This window comes from Pseudogulbenkiania sp. NH8B (assembly GCF_000283535.1).
In the GTDB taxonomy this organism is placed as follows: domain Bacteria; phylum Pseudomonadota; class Gammaproteobacteria; order Burkholderiales; family Chromobacteriaceae; genus Pseudogulbenkiania; species Pseudogulbenkiania ferrooxidans.
The window spans coordinates 992,413-1,007,412 of sequence record NC_016002.1 but is presented as its reverse complement, the minus strand read 5'-3'; the positions used below and the strand labels follow the sequence as shown (position 1 = coordinate 1,007,412).

Genomic DNA, 15,000 nt, shown 5'->3' with positions numbered 1-15,000 from the left:
AAAAGATTGCCATTGGAGTCACTATGTCAGAACACGAACAAACTGCCCCCGCCCTCGATGAGAACCAGATCATGGCGGAACGCCGCCAGAAGCTGAAGGCCATCCGCGAACAGGGCGTCGCCTTCCCCAACGACTTCCGCCGTAGCCACATGGCGCGCCAACTACACGATGCGCACGACGATAAGGAGCGCGAACAGCTGGAAGGCGAACAGATCGAGGTGGCGGTGGTCGGCCGCATGATGCTCAAGCGCGTCATGGGCAAGGCCAGCTTCGCCACGCTGCAGGACGGCAGCGGCCGCATCCAGATCTTCGTCTCGAACGACAAGACCGGCATCGAGCTGCATGACCAGTTCAAGCACTGGGACATGGGCGACATCGTCGCCGCCCGCGGCACGCTGTTCAAAACCAAGACCGGCGAACTGACGGTGCAGGCCGGCGAAGTGCGCCTGCTGTCGAAGAACATCCGTCCGCTGCCGGAGAAATTCCACGGCCTGACCGATCAGGAGCAGAAGTACCGCCAGCGTTACCTCGACCTGATCATGAACGAGCAGTCGCGTGACGTGTTCACCAAACGCTCGCAGATCGTCCAGGGCATCCGCTCCTACATGGTGGACGAGGGTTACCTGGAAGTCGAAACGCCGATGATGCACCCGATCCCGGGCGGCGCCACGGCCAAGCCGTTCGTCACGCACCACAACGCGCTGGACATGCCCTTGTACCTGCGCATCGCCCCGGAGCTGTACCTGAAGCGGCTGGTGGTGGGCGGCCTGGAGCGCGTGTTCGAGATCAACCGCAACTTCCGTAACGAAGGGATGAGCACGCGCCACAACCCCGAATTCACCATGATGGAGTTCTACGAGGCCTACTCGGACTACCAGCGCATGATGGAGATGACCGAGGGCGTGATCCAGAAGCTGGCCAAGGAACTGCTCGGCACGCTGCACATCCAGTACCAGGGCAAGACGGTCGACCTGTCGAAGTTCGAGCGCCTGACCATCGCCGGCGCCATCAAGAAGTACAACCCGCAGTACACTGACGAACAGCTTCACGACCGTGCCTGGCTGAAGGAAGAGATCGCCCGTCTCGGTGGCAAGCCGGTACTCACCGACGGCATCGGCGGCCTGCAGCTGTCGCTGTTCGAAGAGTGCGCCGAGAGCCAGCTGTGGAACCCGACCTTCATCGTCGACTACCCGGTGGAAGTGTCGCCGCTGGCGCGCGGTTCGGACAAGCACCCCGGCATCACCGAGCGCTTCGAGTTGTTCGTGGTCGGCCGCGAGCTCGCCAACGGCTACTCGGAGTTGAATGATCCGGAAGACCAGGCCGCCCGTTTCCTGGCCCAGGTTCAGCAGAAGGATGCCGGTGACGACGAGGCGATGCACTACGACGCCGACTACATCCGCGCGCTGGAATTCGGCCTGCCGCCGACCGGCGGCTGCGGCATCGGCATCGACCGCCTGGTGATGCTGCTGACCGATGCCCCGTCGATCCGCGACGTCATCCTGTTCCCGCAGATGAGAGCAGAATAAAGGCCTACGCCGTAAGCTAAAAACCGGAAAGCCGCGCAATCATTGGGTTGCGCGGCTTTTTTATGTCCGGTACAGTCCGGTACTGAATGCCCCAAGCCGGTGCAACCAGGGGGGATATATGGGGGGATTTAAAAAATCGGATACCCCCACGCATACAAGGGGACATGATGGCGTTGACGAAGGTAGCGATAGACAGCCTTAGCCCGCGAGCTGATGGCAAGCCGCTGAAGGTGCCAGATGGGCAAGGCCTTTATGTGTGGGTGATGCCAACCGGCGCGAAGTACTGGCGCCTGAAGTACCGGTTTGGCGGCAAAGAGAAGTCCCTAGCCATCGGTGTCTATCCGGAAGTGTCAATCAAGGAGGCCCGCCAAAAAAAGGATGCCGCACGCCGCCTGCTTGCTGATGGCGTTGACCCAGGCGAGAAAAAAAAGGCGATCAAGCGGGATCAGACCATAGAGGACGCATCGAGCTTTAGGGCCGTGGCCATCGAGTGGCACGAAAAAATGGCCGCGGAGTGGGCACCACGACATGCCGCCGCCGTCCTCCGCAGTCTTGAGATGTACCTCTTCCCGGCTCTGGGCGACCGCCCAATTGCCCAGATCACAGCCATGGAACTAATGCTGGAGCTGCGGAAAGTCGAGCAACTGGGCCTGCACGATACAACTAAGCGCCTGCGCGAGCGATGCACCGCAATTTTCCGGCGGGCGGAAGTGACCGGCCGAGCATCGTCAAACCCTGCGGCGGCGCTGGTTGACGAGTTTATTTCGCCAGTATCAGCCCCTCAGCCAGCGCTTGAGCAGGAGGACTTGCCAGCGTTCCTTGATGCCCTGTCAACCACCGATCGCATCACCCTGCAAACCAAGTACCTAGTGCAACTCATCATGATCTTGTTTACCCGCATCGGCGAAACCGTACGCGCGGAATGGGATCACATAGACCTTGAGGCTGGCGTATGGGAAATCCCGCCGGAAACACGGAAGCTGAAGCGCAAGCTGATGGCAAATGCCAGCGCGCATGTCGTCCCCCTGCCCCGCCAGGCCGTTGAAATTTTCCGCCAGTTGCAGGCGTTCAAACTGGGTGACAGCAACTACGTGTTCCCAAGCTTCCGCTATCGCAAGAACCATATGAGCGAGGCCACGCCGCTGAAGGCGTATGAGCGCATGGGATACGGCGGCAACAATAAGGCACATGGCCATGTTGTCACTCATGGTTTCCGCGCGACCGCATCGACGATATTGAACGAGGCCGGCTTCAACCCAGACGCCATCGAGCGCCAGCTATCGCACAAGGAGCCAAACAAGGTCCGCGCGGCATATAACCGGGCCAAATACCTGGAGGAGCGCCGGAAAATGCTGCAGTGCTGGGCGGACTATCTGGACAAAATGGCAACTGGAGAGCAGACGCCGTCGCTGCAGGTAGCCGTAAATACAAGAGTGGAGCCTGAACCACCCCCTATGGCAGGTGGCAGCAATCCCTGATCATGACCGGCCGCGCGTCGCAAGACGTGCCGAAGGTGCTGAAGGCGCTGGCCTAGCCAACATCCAACGCCCACCTTAACCATCCGGCGCGCCCCTCCACCACTCCTGCCATCCGATCACTTGGTCGCGCCAGCGCTGACACTGGGCGTAGTTGCCGGCAACGGCTTCGAGCGCTTCACCGGCTGTAGCTGGTCCGGCTTCTCCAGCAAGAACGGGCTCGGCTCCGGTCTCGGCTGGCACTGCTGCAGCGAGGTCGTGCCCGCGCACCCAGTCAGCATCCAGCCGCACCACAGCGCCACCAGCAGCCGCTTGGGCTTTCTCTCTTTCCACATACCTCACCACCTCGCTTGTTACGATTTTTGTCTGCGCCTCGCGCGCGGTTGTCCTGGCCTGCTCGCCGGCCGCCAGCACCTGGCCGAGCGAAGCCGCGCGGCGCTCGATCTGCAGCGCCTCGGCCACGGCAGCATTTTGTTGCGAGAGCCTGTCGATCTCATCGGCCTGACGCTGGCGATGCCCACCGAGCCAGTAGGCACCCACCAGAGCCGCGGCAATCAGCACGGTCAGGAAGATTCGTCCGTAGGATTTGAGCGCGTCCATCGTCACGCCTCCCTTTGAGGCAAATCAGGCAGCGGAACAGTCCGCCCCGCTAGCTCATGGGTGCTGTCGCTCAGGAACTGGATCTGCCCATCAGTTACAAACGAATGGCAGATACCACATACAAACGGCGCCGGTTCGTCAGGGTGCTCAGCGTTGTACGTGCACCAGCAGGACTCGGGATCGCACCCGGGCACGTAATGCCCGGACCGCACAAGAACGGATGGCGTGAACGTTGGTGACTCTGCATTACCATTCCAGCCCCAGCGCGGCCCGTGGCCGGCACCATGGCTGATCGTATGGGTGTCTTTGCACCCGGGACACCAGAACGTGAGGGCGCCACCCGCGCCAGAACGCAGCTTTTTCGAAAGCTCCATGCTCACTTCACCTCCAGTACAGAAAGCGCCTTAAACCAGAACTCCCGCCGCGCCTCTCGCCCGTTCTGACCACCGTTGATCCGGGCCGTGACAGCGTCAAACGCCCCCTTGTCAGCCAAGGCGTTGAGCCCCTTGCTGCCCCAGAACCACGCCGCAGAGCGGCAGGCGTTGACTGGGTTTTCCAGCAGCTCGGGACGCTCGAGCAGTGGCAGGCCGAGGGCAGCGCCGCAGCGCGCGTAGTTGTCGTGGCCAGTGATCTGGATCAGGCCCCGCCCGCGATAGCGTTGGCCGTCACCATCATCGGCCGGCGTATTGCCGAGGCGTGTGGCGATGGGGCCGGTATCGTATTTCTCCAGGTAGGCGTCAGAGCCCAGCTCTCGCACATGGCGAAACTCACCGGACTCATGGGCGATCTGCGCCAAGAACATCGCGACGCGCTGGGTGCTTTCGGTAATGCCGAATTCCTTCATGGCCAGGTTGAGCGGCCCAAGAAAAATGCCCGCTTTGTCGCGGGCGTTGGGCATGATCTGTTTCAGCTGGTCGAGCGTGAGCGGCATGATGCCTCCTGAAATGACCGAGGCCCCATGTCATCGCTGACACAGGGCCTCTGCCGCATTCCCGCGCGCGGCACGGTGAGCGGTTGAACCTTCGAAAATTCCGGACAGTTGGACGGCTAGGCCGCCGCCGGCCAGCTTACCCAGTCAGCCGCCTGCGCCGTACCAGCCGGGCCGTCGTCGACGTTGACCGGCATCGAGAACGTGATGCCGTGCTCCGGGTGCGTGATCCACAGCGCCTGCCGCGCTCGCTCATAGCCGAAACCACAGCGCCAGGCGAATTCGTCGTAGCCCTTGAGCGAGCCGTTGACGATCAGGCGTTGCAGCTGGATGAGCTGGTGGAAATGGCCGACCAGCAGCACGTCGTAACCCTGGTCGATTTGGCCGGAGCGGCTGCGCTTGCGGTGGTCACCGCGCACGATGGGACCGAGGGCGCCGATCATGCCGTCGCCACCGCGGAACTCGTCGCCGTGGGTGAGCATGTAGCGCGTGCCGTAGACCTTCCAATAGGCGTCCGGGCCATCCGGGATCAGGAACGAGACACGCGGGTCGTCGGCAAATTGCTGGGCCAGCATCACGTAGATCAGCCAGTCGAACGACGTGAAATTTCTACCCTTGGCCCTGATCTTCTTGGTGTTGCGGCCGTGGTTGCCGGACACGCACGGCACGAACACGCGCCCGAACTCGTCGGCCAAAGTCTGAATGCACCAGCGCAGCACGCCGATCAGGTCGACCACCGTCGGCATGATTTCCATCTCGTTGGTGGCCTGCAGCTCCTCGTGGATGTCGCCGCTGACCATGTCGCCACCCAGGGCAAACACGATGCCGGGGTAGCGCGCGCCGGCGAAACAGTTACGCAGCAGGTGGATGGTGCGCTCGACCATCTTGCGGGCGCGACGATGGGCGATTTCCAGGTTGTACTCGTTCACCCCGTTGATCTGACGCGGGTCGACCACCTCGGCCCAGTGCCAGTCGCTGGCAAACAGCGTCGGCACGCCAAGCTCGCCCGGGCGGGCCGGTGCGCGCACGGTCCATCTTGGCACGTCGATGGTGGATTTGCTCAGGCCGATGATTTTGCGTTTAACGAACTCGGCATCGAGCTGGTCGCGCTGGGCGGCGGCCAGCTGGGTACGCAAGGCGCGCAGCTCGGCGTCGGGCGGCGGCACCTCGGCCACCACCTCGGGCGCATTGGCTTTTCCGCCAATAGACACGCCGGCAGCCAGCGTGATACCGCGCTTGGCTTCGATGCCGCGGCGACGGCTCAACACGGCCCGCTCGCTGATGCCGAGGTGGCGGGCCAGCGCAGCAGCGCCGCCGTAACGGCGCCACAGGTCGATAAACTGGTCTTCGCTGACCGTAGGCTTGGTCATGGACATTCCCCAAAAGCAAATGCCCGCCAAGGCGGCGGGCGGGTTGTTCTATGTTGGCGAGGGATCAGGGCGATCAGCTGCTGGCCTGTTCGTCGGCGACACCCGTGACACGACGGAACAGCAGGCGCTTGAGCCACGGGATGTCCTCAAGCACGGTGCGCGCGGCGTCGAGTACGGGCACCACCACGTAGGCCGCCGCCGTGCCCACCAGGGCGACGCCGCCGGGCTCCAACGCCCAGCGCTGCGCGGCGAACGTGCCGGCGTAGTACGCCGCGGCGAACGACGCACCGGTCACCACAAGGCGCTCCGGCCAAGGCCTGCCCCTGAGCTGCAGCAGCTTGAGCGCCGCGCCGATGCCCGCCCCGATAATGGCCTGCCCGTGCACGCCGCTCGCTGCCGCCCCCGCCTTGCCTGCACCCGCACCAGCGGTACCGGCAATCGCCTGGGCAGACAGACCGGACAGCAAGGCTGCCACCGTGGCGGTGGCCAGCGAACGGAATGCGAACAGCGCCACAACGCCGGTCAACAGCGCCACGAAAAACAGCGCCACGCGGCGCCGGATGGTCTTGGTCATCAATTTCACCTTGGTAAAAATAAAACCCCCATTCGGGGGCCTCAAAATGAATTGAGCCGGTTAACCCGGCTCTTTACTGTCATCACATCACCACCAAACCGCTGTGGTCCAAACCGCGCCACGGCGCCGGCGTAGAGCCGCACCCGCCACGACGGGAAGCCCGCCGCCTGCAGCAGCTCGGCGAACAGTGCCACGGTCGCTGCCTTGCGGAGCGGGATCTCGCGCTTCCACTGACACAGGGCGTCATGTACCAGGCTGGCGTAGAACGTCTGCGGCCGGCCTTCGGGCATCAGCGGGCCGTCCGGGGTGCCGATCCACAGCCCGGCAGGCAGACGCCATGCCGGGCTGCAGCCGTCCCAGGCATAGCCGGGCTGGATCACGATCGAGCCGTGACGGACGTCGATCCAGTCGTTGCGGAATTCCACGCCCTGCAGGTTTGCCGAGGCGTGGTGGTAGGGCTGGTCGAGACGGTAGCGCCAGTTCATGGTTATGTGCCTCCCGTCACGCGACGGTCCACTGGATGGATTGCACGTCCTCGATGGTGGCGGCAGATTCCACCCGCTTCTGCAGCGCCTCGTTTTTTTGCAGCTGGGCAAGCTTTGCTGCCATCGCATCACGCCCGACCTGCTGGATTTGCTCGGCGGTGTGCGGGGCCCACGTCCATTTGCCGGCGGCGTCGGCACACCAAAATGGAGTGGTCCAGTCGCCCGCGTTGCCGGGCAGCATCGAGGCGGTCACGGAACTGTTGAGGTTCGCCTGGTCCTTATCCTGAAACGGGTACGAGCGCACTTCACCGAGTGCGCTGGAAGTGAAGCCGGCGTAGATGGCATCCCGGCAGGCCGCGGCCAGTTCAGCCATCTTTGCCGTTATTGCGGTACCAAGCTGCTTCTGCGCTACCTCGCCGGCGGTTGCCTCGCGGTCGCCGGGTTGCATGTCCCCGGCGTACAGGCGGCCTTGTTTGTCAATGTAGTAACCCATCAGAATGCCCTTTCGTCGTCCACGAACATTTTCCAGTTCGCGGCGGTGCAAGCGACTGCCGCGCCCGAGGTTCGGTTGAATAAAATGAACCCGTTGCCCTGGCTGCCGGTCACCACGCTAACGGTGTTCCGGTCCTCAAGCGCTGTCTGTTCACCGCCAGCGTAGGTTGAGCTGCCGGCCACCCCCGGCGTCGTCACCATCCCCGGCGTGAAACCAGCGTCAGCCGTGTAGTTTCGCAATCGCACTCGCGTTCTGCGTAGGTCTGTTGGAACGCCCAGGTTGGAGGAAAACACCGTCCTGGTGCTCACCCCCGGAATTGCCGTATCAGCCGAGTGGTATCGACCCTGATATGCGTAGCTCACCACGCTCGACACCCCGGCAGCCCCAGTCACCGCCTCGCCAACGTACAGCTTGTTACTGGTGGTGAATGTCGGGTTGCTGCCGGCACCGGTACTGGCCGCCGATGGCGATTTCATCGTGAAGGTAGACAGGTCGAACCAGTCGGACGCATAGCCCGGGGTAGCGATCGACTTGGCTGCGGTCGGCACAGTGTAGGCGGTACCAGCCGGGTGGTCGCAGTACGGCAGGAACTCGAACTCGTCGATGTAGCCAGTCCACAGGTTTGTCGCGTAGCTGTACACCCCGCCAACAGCCAATCCGGCCCCGGCGCATACCTTCAGAGCACTGGCAGTGCTGGCTTCTTGGTTGCCATTGACGTTGAGGCGATAGACGCCGGCAACAGGATCGTAGGTGAGCTCGACAAAGTAGTCCGTGTTGGCTACAGGGGTGGTGGTCCCTTGGGTGCCACCGGAGATGTCCCACGATGTTCCATTGCTGGACAGGAAGTACGTGAATTTCGTTACCCCGCCGTTGTTGAAGATGCAGAGGTACACGCCGTACTGCGACGAGGCCTGGCCCAAGTTGCAGATCAAGGCGTAACCGCCGGCTCCTGGGATGGCCGTAGGGCGTACATGAGCCCGAAGCGCCCAGCCTCCATTCCCGAGCGTGGTAATGCTCGAGGTTTTGATGTAATCCGTCGTGCCGTTGAGCGCGTTGTTGGCGCCACCACCACCCAGGGCCGTCCCGCCGAACTTGCTCCAGTTGCTCTGCAGCTTGGCGCCGCCCTGCGCGGTCCAGGTGTTGCCGAAGTCGTCCAGGAACGAAGTCGAACCAGCCACGCCATCAAAATGCAGCAGCGCCTGTGCCGCCTTGTTGTAGGCGTAGCCGTACTGCACCGGGGCCAGCGTCGAACCAGCCGACAGATTGCCGGAACCGTTGCGGGTGACGGTCAGGTAGTTCAAGTTATTCGCGGGAAGGGCCGACCAAAAATTGGCGGCATCGGCGGTCAGCCTCTCGACATAGTCAACCTGCCCGCTCGGGCCAAAGCCAGCGGAAAACGCCAGCACCAGCGCCGCTGCAGTTGCGGACAGGCTGCACGCCAGGCCGGCGCCAGCGCTGATGAAGTTGGCGCGGCCATTGGCATCGGCGACGCCCGACAACACGGTTTGACGAACCGGTACTGACATACCCAGAGCCGGCGGCAGCGGATCGAGAATCACGAAGTCCACTCCGTCGTATGCCAGATCCGCGAGCTGGCCCGCCACAATCACGGGCGCAACCTTGTTACCTACGCTGTCGTACTGTTTGATGCTCTTCGCCCCGAGCGTCGACACGTTCAGCGTATCCGCCCCTGTTCCGGCCGCGTGGAATTTGACGTGGAAGCGCGTGTTGCCGGCGTAGGCCGTCAACGCCGGTACCGGCGTCAGCGCGTAGCTCGGCGCGACTCCGGTCGAGTCGAAGGCTGTGGCCGTCTGGTTTTGCTGGGCAGAGGCAGTGCGGCCGACAGTATGAAATTCCATGCCGCTGCAGAAAATCTTGCACGCCTCACCCGGCGCCAACTGGACAGTCGACGCTCCGTCGATAGTCTCGCCGGAGATGGGGTCAAGCGTGATCACGCCCGTGCCGTTGTTGCGATATTCGGCATACCAGCCATCGCCCAGCGTCGCCGCGCCATCGAGGCTTTGCGTCCAAGAGCCGGTGGCGATAATGCAGCGGCCATAGTCACCGACCACCAGAGCGGTGTCGGCGACCCGCGGCACCACCATGGTCTCGGCCAGAGATGCGCGCACGACCCATCCAGTATTACCCGCGTTGCGCTGCTTGAGCACACCACTTGCCGTGTCCGACCACCACATGCCGGGATACGTCACCCCGGGCGCGGCATTGCCGCCATTGTTCGAGGCCAGCGCTTGCAGCGCGGCGGAAACGTCAGCCCTGACGGCCGCACCGTTGGCATTGCTGATCGCCATACTATGCTGCGTCATATCCATACCCCTTTGCGATCACATCGGCAGTGCGCTGCACGCCTTGGCCAGATGCGTTTTTAATGGCAATAAAAAAGCCCGCTTTGGTGCGGGCTGTGATTTCTACGTATTCGCCAGGTTGTAATCCCTGTGCGGTAACGCCTACTGCAGGGATCGACCTGAATGGCGGACTGAAATTGATCCGCAGCCCGTCCACAGGGACGGCCAGGTCAGCGTATTCGACGATGCGATCCGGCATATCCACCGTGACGGACAGGGCAAGCACATCCACCGTTGCCAGAGGGTCGAACGACTCTTGCACCACGCGGAAACGGAATGCACGCGCCCTGTAATCGCCGATGCGCAACATCGACCAGGCCGACCAATCTCCGAGCGCCGGATCACCGTCTGTGGTCGAGATTTCGATGACAGCAGCCGTAAGCCCGGATGGCGACCCATCCCAACTTTGACGGGAATCGACATCGCCCCAACTGTCCATGACATCCGTGACGAGGTAACCCTCCGTCTCAATGGCTGCTGTGATGCGGCATGTGTCGATCGACCCCAGATCCACGAGACGATCAAACACATACTCGCCACGCGGAATGACTCCGCCTGCCGTGTCCCAGGATGGCAGCGAATCGACGTCCGGCCAGTCATCCATGGACAGGACTCCAACCAATTTGAGACGCCCATCGATTCCAATGCAACCAGCCCCCTGTCCGGCAAAACCCGGATGCTGAACCAATGCCTCAACCGCGTTGAATTGCATGATGGCGGGGGCGTTGGTCGATACGGATACGGCATCGCCAGACTCACGCCCCCCGCTATCTACCGGCTTGGCCAGATAGGTACCCGACAGCAACGGCAGCGTCGCCTGCGTCGCCGAGCCCGGAATCGACGGGCCGACGTCCGTCGCGCTATCCCACAAGGCTCCGGACAACAGTGGCGAGTGCCGGATACGGATGACGCCCCCGACCCGCACATCGATGTCGGGTGACTGCGGCCACGACAACAGTGCAAATCCATTGAACGGCGCCATATCCAACCCGGTCAGCGATTCGGGTGATTTCGTCAGCCCAAACAGCTTGGCACTGGCCATCGTCATCACACGGCGACTCAGCACGTCGACGCAGGTAATCCGAACTTCTAAATCACCGGCCCCTGGCCTCAAAATTTCAAACGAGGGCGAATACACGGTGCCCGTCGCCCAGTTGCCACCGTTCATCCTCCAGGCAACCTCGAATCGCGCCGCGGCACCAGGCATCTGCCACGACACATCCGCCACGTTGATGACGGCCTTGTCGACCTCGCGCAATGACTCGCTGATCAGAACCCCTCGCACCCCCTCCGGCTCGCCAGAGATCAGCGAGGACGGCGGCGGCGCCACGCGAATACCCTGATCGATGCGCTGCCACTTGTTCGGATCGTGCTGCACGCCGCTGATCTCGCGCTCGCCGGGATTGTCCTTGGCCTCGGCGTTGCGCACGCAACGCCACAGCGTGGGCTGCACGTTGGTAGCCACCAGCAGCCAGGTGGCTCCCTCGACCGGCTGATCCGGGAACGGCGCGACCAGCACCAGACTGGACGTCATACTGGCCACATTGGTCACACCGCGTCGCACCAGCGTGCCGTCCGGCATTGGCACCTCCAGGCTGTAGCTCACGCCGGCGGACAACAACACCGGAGCATCGAGCAGGACAGCCACACCATCCACGCCAAGCAGCCGACCGCCGAAACGTCCGCCCGACACTGTCGGGTCGGCCACGTAGAACAGCTCACCCGGCATCAGATCCATGCCGTAGGTGCCGGTGCCGAACGACACCATCTCGGTCTCGCTCTGCGCGGTTTCCAGGATGTAGCGCCCCAACTGCTGCGCCTGGGCGCGGTTGGTACAACCGACGGCAGCCACCTCGGCCGGCTGGTAGCCGTACAGCGCCAGGCCCTCGGTATGTTCCACGTACTCCGTCGCGCGCTTGTCGCTATCGTCCGGGTCGACAAACGACACCACGGCCACCGTTTGACGATCAGCCAGCTCGGTACTGCTGTAGGTGAAACGCCCCTCTTTGACGTTGGCCGGCATGAAATGCTTGGCCGGCACGTCACCGGGAATGTCGGCCGTCACCCGCACCCCGCCAGCAAACGGCAACACCCTGCCACAGAACACCGAGGCGATGTCCTGCAGCACTTTCCACGCGTCGACGCTCTCGGACTGGATGAAGTTGCAGGTAAAGCGCGGCCGGGCACCGCCCTGGCCATCGCTGACCAGCTGGTCGCACCACTGCGCGATGCGGTACAAATCCCACTTCCAGGCGCCGGGCGGAATGTTGACGTTGTAGCGGCTGTCGGTGGCGTAGGTCCACAGCCACCAGGCAGGGTTATCGCTCCATGCCGGTTTGAACGTGCCGTCCCACGCCCCGCTGCAGGAACGCGTCGCTGGATCGTAGTTGCTCGGCACCTGCAGGACGGCGAGCTTCCAGCGAACCTCGATTTTCGGGAAGCTGGAAAACGCCTTGGCATCGAAGCGCAACCCCAGCAATGCGTAGTTCGGATACCGCAGCGGCGCGTCGTTGATGACGGTGTAGCTGTCCCACGTCGTGATGTTCTGCCGGTTTTGCGTGGAGCTGTCCGCCGTGATGCGGCGCACACGGACCTGCCACGGCCCGGCTCCGTCCAGCGGAACGCGTACCGAGCGCTGGTATTTGCTGCGTGTTTTGCCGCTGATGGTGATGCGCTTGGCCTCGACCCAAGCGCCGATAGCCGGTTTCAAGTCGACGGCGACCTCGACGGATGTCGGGTAGGTATCGCCGTTGCTGGAATTGACCTCCAGCAATGCCGGCACCGACACAGTAACGCGCACCGCGTCGGCATCCAGATCATCGATCTGGCGCGTTGCCGGCGTGGTCGTTTTGACCTCGACGCCGACGCCGTACTCGGTCTCGATCTCGCTGAATCCGTCAATGCGGTCCTGATCCTGAGTGCCAATCCGCCACTCGACATAACCCCGTTCAAAATTCAACGATCCGTCAGAGTTTGCAACAGGAACGCCATCGAGAAGAATGGACTGCAGCCCATTCTCAGGACCAACCGTTTGCCCCAACCCCATCAGCATCAGGACTCTCGCGGTCGCCATGGACTGCAGGGTATCCGGCGCCTCGACAGGCGTGTGCGCAGAGCCACGGCCCCCTTTGCCTCCGCCGCCTCCAGCACCAAAAATAGGCTCTCTCATCACACATCCTCAACGCTGATGCCGGCACTGACAATGATGCCCGTGTAGCGCCGCACCCCGCAGCCCACCGGCACCGGCATGCCCTGGGCGCCGGTGTTTTGCGTGCCACCAAACAGGTACGACGATTTGCTGTTGCCGCTCTCGGCGCTGCCGCCGTCGATTTTCGGGATCGGCGTCATCATTCCGACGATGCCCCCCATCACCATGCCAATCCCCACCTGGACCATCCAGCCTTGACCAAAGTAGGCACCGACCACAATCAACACGGCGCCCACCACGGTCTGCACCACACCGCTGGCACCGGCAATCACCGGCATGATCAGGATGTCGCCAGTCGAGACCAAGGTCAGCTCGTTCTCGGAGACGTCCCGATCGGCCACCGTGACGCGAAACACCACGCCCTGCTCATCCAGAGCGCGGATCGCGTTGTTGAAACCCGGGTACAGCACATTCAGCGCCACCGCCGCTTCGCCGACGTGATCGACGGCAAGGCGGTGCTCGGCGCCAAATTGCTCGGCGAGCGCGCCGCCGAGGCGGATGGTTCGGACTGCTGTCATGGGGAATGCCTCAAACGATGGGTGGTGATGCGCTGCCAGTGGCCGCCGTAGATCGAGTAGTCAGACGGCCGATTGCGCAGCTGGTGCAGAATGCGCCCCTCGCCGACGTACACGGCCGCGTGATCGGGTCCGACGGAATCCGGCATGCAGCGCATGAGCAGGATGTCGCCCGGCTGCAGGTCGCCTGCCACCGGCACCAGGCTGGCCGCTGCAATGCATTCCGCCGACCAGTCGTGTTTCGCCCACCAGCCGTCGGTGGTGCCCGGCTTGCGCCACAGCGCTACGCCGCGCTCGCGCCGGTGCCAGTCACGGACGATTTCCCAGCAGTCGAACAGCCCGTAGCAGTACGGACGGCCGGCGTACGGCGCCAGCCAGCCACAGGGCTCGATGAGGCGGTAGTCGCCATCCGGCGCGCTGACGATGTGCCAGGGCAGCGCCGTGCGCTCGCACATGGCACGGTCGATCATCGATGGCTCGGCCCCGCCATGCGGGTGGCTGTGCCAGATCCCGGCGACCCGCCCGAGGCGTTCGGCCGCGGCGTAGTCAACCGGATCGATCTCGAACTGATCGGCGGGCCGGGTAGCGATGTTGCGGCACGACCAGAGCCGTCCGGAATCCAGCACCACGCCGCAAATCTCGGCATGCGGCGAGGCTTCGGCCAACGCCAGCAGCTGGCCGATCTGTGAAGGGGTGGCGCGCATAGAAGCTCCAGAAACGACGAAGCCCCGCACGATGGCGGGGCTTGCACAATGAAACGAGGGGATCAGCTATACCGGCGCATGCCGGGGAACCCGGCAAAATGCTCGGAATTGCCCCGGCACTGGCAGCCAGATAGCCGCTTGCTGCAAATGTCCTTGAGCGGGTCGCTGGTCGACTTGTCGTTGCTGTCGAACATCGCCGCGCCCATGTAGCCGCAGTCGGCGCCACGGTAGGTGACGTGCGCCGGACAGTAACGGGTCGCCAGCACGCCCGGGGCGCGCCGGCCTGCCATATCCAGCGCCGAGCGCAGCTCGAACTCGATCACCTCGCCGTTATCGCCCGACCGGCGATTGATCAGCCAGATTTCCTCCGGGTGCATCTCCGGCACGCCGGCCCGCTCCCCGCCCTCGAGGAACTTGGCGTAGGTCAGCCGGCGGATCACCGTCCAGCCCACCAGCCCCTGGTACTGCATCACCAGCGCTGTAAAAATGCCGATTACCGTCTGACCGGTGTCGGTGGTGGCGATGTTACTGACCGACAAGGTCGGCCGCGGGGCGCTGCCCTTGCTACTGCTCTCGAAGCCACTGGCCTGGATCGCCCACGGCTCGTAGGTGAAACCCTGGAAGGCCAGCGGCAAGCCGTTGCCGCTGGCGGTGAAGCGCAGCGGCTCCAGCGTGATACTGGACGGAGGGCGGATTTCGTAGAGCTCCACTTGGGCGTCAGGGTTGAGCAGCTGGATTTCAGCGTCAATGATGGCCATG

Annotated in this window: 14 protein-coding genes; 2 read left to right on the top strand and 12 right to left on the bottom strand. The window is 63.3% G+C overall.

Translation table 11 applies throughout. The features are described 5' to 3' along the window. The first annotated feature begins 23 nt into the window (after positions 1-23). Both lysS and NH8B_RS04850 read left to right on the top strand, forming a co-directional pair. Positions 24-1,526, top strand: coding sequence for a lysine--tRNA ligase (gene lysS, locus NH8B_RS04855; RefSeq protein ID WP_014086281.1), 1,503 nt, complete (start codon positions 24-26; stop codon positions 1,524-1,526). A gap of 164 nt (positions 1,527-1,690) precedes the next feature. Continuing rightward, positions 1,691-3,004 carry a tyrosine-type recombinase/integrase gene (locus tag NH8B_RS04850; protein WP_051002149.1) on the top strand — a complete coding sequence of 438 codons (1,314 nt, stop codon included), beginning with the start codon at positions 1,691-1,693 and terminating at the stop codon, positions 3,002-3,004. A 75-nt stretch (positions 3,005-3,079) separates the two neighbouring features. On the opposite strand, the gene NH8B_RS04845 is transcribed toward NH8B_RS04850, so the two are convergent. The 12 genes from NH8B_RS04845 to NH8B_RS04790 form a co-directional block, all read right to left on the bottom strand. Then, positions 3,080-3,601 (bottom strand): hypothetical protein, encoded by a 522-nt coding sequence (locus tag NH8B_RS04845; RefSeq protein WP_014086279.1) that lies wholly within the window; start codon positions 3,599-3,601, stop codon positions 3,080-3,082. Positions 3,602-3,603: 2 nt separating this feature from the next. Next, the gene (locus NH8B_RS21190; protein WP_041702832.1) at positions 3,604-3,975 is read right to left on the bottom strand and encodes a DUF6527 family protein; all 372 of its coding nucleotides are present in this window, start codon (positions 3,973-3,975) and stop codon (positions 3,604-3,606) included. Positions 3,976-3,977: 2 nt separating this feature from the next. Next, positions 3,978-4,532: a glycoside hydrolase family 19 protein gene (locus tag NH8B_RS04835; RefSeq protein ID WP_014086277.1), complete on the bottom strand. Its 555-nt coding sequence runs from the start codon at positions 4,530-4,532 to the stop codon at positions 3,978-3,980. 116 nt (positions 4,533-4,648) lie between these two features. Then, positions 4,649-5,899: a hypothetical protein gene (locus NH8B_RS04830; RefSeq protein WP_014086276.1), complete on the bottom strand. Its 1,251-nt coding sequence runs from the start codon at positions 5,897-5,899 to the stop codon at positions 4,649-4,651. A 73-nt stretch (positions 5,900-5,972) separates the two neighbouring features. Then, positions 5,973-6,473 carry a hypothetical protein gene (locus NH8B_RS04825; RefSeq protein ID WP_014086275.1) on the bottom strand — a complete coding sequence of 167 codons (501 nt, stop codon included), beginning with the start codon at positions 6,471-6,473 and terminating at the stop codon, positions 5,973-5,975. Between the two features lie 41 nt (positions 6,474-6,514). Beyond that, positions 6,515-6,958 (bottom strand): hypothetical protein, encoded by a 444-nt coding sequence (locus NH8B_RS04820; RefSeq protein ID WP_014086274.1) that lies wholly within the window; start codon positions 6,956-6,958, stop codon positions 6,515-6,517. Between the two features lie 16 nt (positions 6,959-6,974). Then, positions 6,975-7,451 (bottom strand): DUF4376 domain-containing protein, encoded by a 477-nt coding sequence (locus NH8B_RS04815; RefSeq protein WP_014086273.1) that lies wholly within the window; start codon positions 7,449-7,451, stop codon positions 6,975-6,977. Next, positions 7,451-9,760 (bottom strand): tail collar domain-containing protein, encoded by a 2,310-nt coding sequence (locus NH8B_RS04810; RefSeq protein ID WP_014086272.1) that lies wholly within the window; start codon positions 9,758-9,760, stop codon positions 7,451-7,453. Before NH8B_RS04810 ends, NH8B_RS04815 begins: the two co-directional genes overlap by 1 nt. Position 9,761: 1 nt before the next feature. Beyond that, complete coding sequence (locus tag NH8B_RS04805) at positions 9,762-12,887, bottom strand: host specificity protein J (protein WP_158453614.1); 3,126 nt, start codon at positions 12,885-12,887, stop codon at positions 9,762-9,764. Between the two features lie 95 nt (positions 12,888-12,982). Beyond that, entirely contained in the window at positions 12,983-13,540 is a 558-nt protein-coding gene (locus tag NH8B_RS04800) for a tail assembly protein (protein WP_014086270.1), read from the bottom strand. Beyond that, positions 13,537-14,241, bottom strand: coding sequence for a C40 family peptidase (locus NH8B_RS04795; RefSeq protein ID WP_014086269.1), 705 nt, complete (start codon positions 14,239-14,241; stop codon positions 13,537-13,539). Before NH8B_RS04795 ends, NH8B_RS04800 begins: the two co-directional genes overlap by 4 nt. Before the next feature lie 62 nt (positions 14,242-14,303). Then, positions 14,304-14,999 carry a phage minor tail protein L gene (locus NH8B_RS04790; protein ID WP_014086268.1) on the bottom strand — a complete coding sequence of 232 codons (696 nt, stop codon included), beginning with the start codon at positions 14,997-14,999 and terminating at the stop codon, positions 14,304-14,306. Position 15,000: the final 1 nt, after the last annotated feature.